We start from the raw sequence: 5,391 nt of genomic DNA, 5'->3' as shown, positions 1-5,391 counted from the left end.
GGCTTCTTAAAAACGGCGGCTACCTACTCTCCCACTGTTACGCAGTACCATCGGCGTGACGAGGCTTAACTTCTCTGTTCGGAATGGGAAGAGGTGGAACCCTCGTGCTATAACCACCTGAATAAGGTTATGACATGATGAAAAGTAAAATCGAAAGCTCATCGCTCATTGAAGAGCAATCCGCTAAACGTATATACCCAACCGGTACATATTTGAAAGAAAGTGAACGGGCAATTAGTAATGCTCGGCTTTGATGTTACCACCTTTACACCTGCATCCTATCAACGTCATCGTCTTTGACGACCCTAAGAAATCTAATCTTGTGGCTGGCTTCGTACTTAGATGCTTTCAGCACTTATCCAATCCCGACTTAGATACCCAGCAATGCACCTGGCGGCACAACTGGTAAACCAGCGGTCAGTCCAACACGGTCCTCTCGTACTAGTGTCAGAGCCACGCAAATTTCATACGCCCACGATAGATAGAGACCGAACTGTCTCACGACGTTCTGAACCCAGCTCGCGTGCCACTTTAATGGGCGAACAGCCCAACCCTTGGGACCTTCTCCAGCCCCAGGATGTGACGAGCCGACATCGAGGTGCCAAACCCCTCCGTCGATATGAGCTCTTGGGAGGGATCAGCCTGTTATCCCCGGAGTACCTTTTATCCTTTGAGCGATGTCCCTTCCATACGGAAACACCGGATCACTATGCTCTAGTTTCCTACCTGATCGACTTGTCTGTCTCCCAGTCAAGCGCCCTTATGCCATTACACTCTACGGACGGTTACCAATCGTCCTGAGGGCACCTTTAGAAGCCTCCGTTACACTTTTGGAGGCGACCACCCCAGTCAAACTACCCACCAAACAGTGTCCCCGCAACCACGGGTTAGAACTCAAATAATCAAAGGGCCGTATTTCAACAGCGACTCCACAAATACTGGCGTACCTGCTTCGAAGTCTCCGGCCTATCCTACACATCAATTACCCAAATTCAATGTTAAGCTATAGTAAAGGTTCACGGGGTCTTTTCGTCCCATCGCGGGTAATCGGCATCTTCACCGATACTACAATTTCACTGAGCTCACGGTTGAGACAGTGTCCAGATCATTACACCATTCGTGCAGGTCGGAACTTACCCGACAAGGAATTTCGCTACCTTAGGACCGTTATAGTTACGGCCGCCGTTTACTGGGGCTTCAATTCAATGCTTCTCTTGCGATGACATCTCCTCTTAACCTTCCAGCACCGGGCAGGTGTCAGGCTGTATACGTAATCTTTCAATTTAGCACAGCCCTGTGTTTTTGTTAAACAGTTGCCTGGACCTATTCTCTGCGCCCAACTCTCGTTGGGACCCTTTATCCCGAAGTTACAGGGTCAATTTGCCTAGTTCCTTAACCGTGAATCACTCAAGCGCCTTAGTATATTCAACCCGACTACGTGTGTCCGTTTGCGGTACGGGTACCTTAAAGATTAAGTTTAGCGGATTTTCTTGGGAGTATGCTTACACGCACTATTACCGTTTCCCGAAGGAATTGGTATACTATCAGGTTCGACTCTCTTTGTGGATTTGCCTGCAAAGATCAACATCTACACCCTTCAACGGACTATTCCGTCAGTCCGCGGCGTTGTCACGACTCCGTCTCCACGTCACTCCTTAAGGTAGTACAGGAATATTAACCTGTTCTGCCATCGGCCTCACCGTTCGGCTGAGCCTTAGGACCCGACTAACCCTGATCCGATTAGCGTTGATCAGGAAACCTTAGTCTTTCGGCGAGGGGGTTTCTCACCCCCTTTATCGTTACTTATACCTACATTTGCTTTTCCACACGCTCCAGCAAAGCTCACGCTTCACCTTCGACGCAGAGTGGAATGCTCCCCTACCGATCATTACTGATCCCATAGCTTCGGTAAATTGCTTGATGCCCGATTATTATCCACGCCAAACTCCTCGACTAGTGAGCTGTTACGCACTCTTTAAATGAATGGCTGCTTCCAAGCCAACATCCTAGCTGTCTTAGCAATCTGACTTCGTTAGTTCAACTTAGCAATTATTTCGGGACCTTAGCTGATGGTCTGGATTCTTCTCCTTTAGGACATGGACCTTAGCACCCATGCCCTCACTCCTGGGATCGAACTACTGCGCATTCGGAGTTTATCAAGACTTGATAGGCGGTGAAGCCCTCGCATCTTATCAGTCGCTCTACCTCACAGTAGTAATTCCCAAGGCTGCACCTAAATGCATTTCGGGGAGTACGAGCTATCTCCAAGTTTGATTAGCCTTTCACCCCCACCCTCAGTTCATCCGGAAGCTTTTCAACGCTTATCGGTTCGGTCCTCCAGTTAGTGTTACCTAACCTTCAACCTGACCAAGGGTAGATCACTTGGTTTCGCGTCTACTCCTTCCGACTAGTCGCCCTGTTCAGACTCGCTTTCGCTTCGGCTACACATTTTGAAATGCTTAACCTTGCCGGAAAAAGTAACTCGTAGGTTCATTATGCAAAAGGCACGCCGTCACTTCTTACGAAGCTCCGACCGCTTGTAGGCGCACGGTTTCAGGGACTATTTCACTCTTCTATTCGAAGTGCTTTTCACCTTTCCTTCACAGTACTGGTTCGCTATCGGTCTCTCGGGAGTATTTAGCCTTACCGGATGGTCCCGGCAGATTCACGCAAGATTCCTCGTGTCCCGCGCTACTCAGGATACCACTACGCTTCGTTTAGCTTCGAATACCGGACTATCACCGTCTATGGTTTCATTTTCCAAAGAATTCTTCTCACTAAAGTTCTTGCGACATCGTGGTCCTACAACCCCAATATTGCCGTAACAACATTGGTTTGGGCTAATCCCCGTTCGCTCGCCACTACTAGGGGAATCATTATTATTTTCTTTTCCTGCAGGTACTAAGATGTTTCAGTTCCCTGCGTTAGCCTCTTGCCATGCAAGATGACATTCCTTCAGAATGCCGGGTTGTCCCATTCGGAAATCTTCGGATCAAAGGTTATTTGCACCTACCCGAAGCTTATCGCAGCTTATCACGTCCTTCATCGCCTCCGAGAGCCAAGGCATCCGCCATGCGCCCTTGCTTACTTTCTTTCAAACGTTTTATTCTCGTATTGGTATTGACTGGGGAATTGCTTCCCGATGCCAATATTGCATACTCGAACACGTACGGTTTGATATATACTTTTAGCTCTTACTTTTAATTTTACTTTTTGTACATCATGTCAAAGATCGTTTTCTCTTTTCAGAGAGAGTGGAGAATAACGGATTCGAACCGTTGACCCTCTGCGTGCAAGGCAGATGCTCTAGCCAGCTGAGCTAATCCCCCAAGAGGTTGTTCAAGAATATCGTTTTTCAGCTTTCAGCTTTCAGCTTCCGCTGTTCCTCATTCTTGAGCTTGGTAGTCCCAGGCAGAGTTGAACTGCCGACCTCTACATTATCAGTGTAGCGCTCTAACCAACTGAGCTATAGGACTAGTTCAACCTTGTCTACCTGTGCGTTAGACTCGGCTTCTTTTTTCTCTTGTTTATCTCTATCTATACTTCTATAGATGGTTGATCTATATATTATAAATAAACAAGTACCAGTAGTACAAAAAACAGAACCTTTAAAGTCATTATTTTTAACGATGGCCGTTTTACATTATTCATGTAGAGTTGCATCGTCTTACGGCATCACTCCAGAAAGGAGGTGTTCCAGCCGCACCTTCCGGTACGGCTACCTTGTTACGACTTAGCCCCAATTACCAGTTTTACCCTAGGACGCTCCTCGCGGTTACGTACTTCAGGTACCCCCGGCTTTCATGGCTTGACGGGCGGTGTGTACAAGGCCCGGGAACGTATTCACCGCGCCATGGCTGATGCGCGATTACTAGCGAATCCAGCTTCACGAAGTCGGGTTGCAGACTTCGATCCGAACTGAGAGAGGTTTTTGGGATTAGCATCCTGTCGCCAGGTAGCTGCCTTCTGTACCCCCCATTGTAACACGTGTGTAGCCCCGGACGTAAGGGCCGTGCTGATTTGACGTCATCCCCACCTTCCTCACATCTTACGACGGCAGTCTCTCTAGAGTCCTCAGCATGACCTGTTAGTAACTAAAGATAAGGGTTGCGCTCGTTATGGCACTTAAGCCGACACCTCACGGCACGAGCTGACGACAACCATGCAGCACCTTCACACCTGCCTTGCGGCTATAATGTTTCCAATATATTCAGGTGCAATTTAAGCCCGGGTAAGGTTCCTCGCGTATCATCGAATTAAACCACATGTTCCTCCGCTTGTGCGGGCCCCCGTCAATTCCTTTGAGTTTCACCGTTGCCGGCGTACTCCCCAGGTGGAATACTTAATGCTTTCGCTTGGCCGCTTGCTGTATATCGCAAACAGCGAGTATTCATCGTTTACTGTGTGGACTACCAGGGTATCTAATCCTGTTTGATACCCACACTTTCGAGCCTCAGTGTCAGTTGCAGTCTAGTGAGCTGCCTTCGCAATCGGAGTTCTTCGTGATATCTAAGCATTTCACCGCTACACCACGAATTCCGCCCACCTCTACTGTACTCAAGACTGCCAGTTTCAACTGCAATTTTACGGTTGAGCCGCAAACTTTCACAACTGACTTAACAATCCACCTACGCTCCCTTTAAACCCAATAAATCCGGATAACGCTCGGATCCTCCGTATTACCGCGGCTGCTGGCACGGAGTTAGCCGATCCTTATTCATATGGTACATACAAAATCCCACACGTGGAATACTTTATTCCCATATAAAAGAAGTTTACAACCCATAGGGCAGTCATCCTTCACGCTACTTGGCTGGTTCAGACTCTCGTCCATTGACCAATATTCCTCACTGCTGCCTCCCGTAGGAGTTTGGACCGTGTCTCAGTTCCAATGTGGGGGACCTTCCTCTCAGAACCCCTATCCATCGTAGTCTTGGTGGGCCGTTACCCCGCCAACAAACTAATGGAACGCATCCCCATCGATAACCGAAATTCTTTAATATCAATCTCATGCGGGACTGATATGCCATCGGATATTAATCTTTCTTTCGAAAGGCTATCCCCGAGTTATCGGCAGGTTGGATACGTGTTACTCACCCGTGCGCCGGTCGCCATCTTTAGTTTGCAAGCAAACTAAAATGCTGCCCCTCGACTTGCATGTGTTAAGCCTGTAGCTAGCGTTCATCCTGAGCCAGGATCAAACTCTTCATTGTAAAAGTATCTTGTCATCCGTTAAGATGATTTTTTGCTCTGTTCAGGACGCCGTAATTTTATTGACCTTATTTCAAATACCTGATATCCTAAATCGTATCGCTACCATCTCGGACAAGTATTGACGGTTCTATTTTTTACTTGTACTACTTGTATTGTTTATCAATATTTCAAAGAACT

2 tRNA genes and 3 rRNA genes are annotated in these 5,391 nt (G+C 47.7%); all 5 read right to left on the bottom strand.

Features of this window, described 5'->3' with window-relative positions:
- Positions 1-10 precede the first annotated feature (10 nt).
- The 5 genes from rrf to I2I04_RS22890 all read right to left on the bottom strand — a co-directional run bounded on the left by rrf (position 11) and on the right by I2I04_RS22890 (position 5,213).
- Positions 11-121, bottom strand: a 5S ribosomal RNA gene (rrf, locus tag I2I04_RS22910).
- A gap of 93 nt (positions 122-214) precedes the next feature.
- Positions 215-3,094 (bottom strand): 23S ribosomal RNA (locus I2I04_RS22905).
- A 161-nt stretch (positions 3,095-3,255) separates the two neighbouring features.
- Positions 3,256-3,329, bottom strand: a tRNA-Ala gene (locus tag I2I04_RS22900).
- Positions 3,330-3,399: 70 nt separating this feature from the next.
- A tRNA-Ile gene (locus I2I04_RS22895) sits at positions 3,400-3,476 on the bottom strand.
- Between the two features lie 208 nt (positions 3,477-3,684).
- Positions 3,685-5,213, bottom strand: a 16S ribosomal RNA gene (locus I2I04_RS22890).
- Together the 16S, 23S and 5S rRNA genes with 2 tRNA genes alongside form the textbook arrangement of a ribosomal RNA operon.
- Positions 5,214-5,391: the final 178 nt, after the last annotated feature.

The sequence above is a fragment of the Bacteroides sp. 1001136B_160425_E2 genome (genome assembly GCF_015559655.1).
Lineage (GTDB): Bacteria > Bacteroidota > Bacteroidia > Bacteroidales > Bacteroidaceae > Bacteroides > Bacteroides luhongzhouii.
The sequence above is the reverse complement of the archived record's forward strand: the minus strand, read 5'-3'. Positions and strand labels throughout refer to the sequence as shown.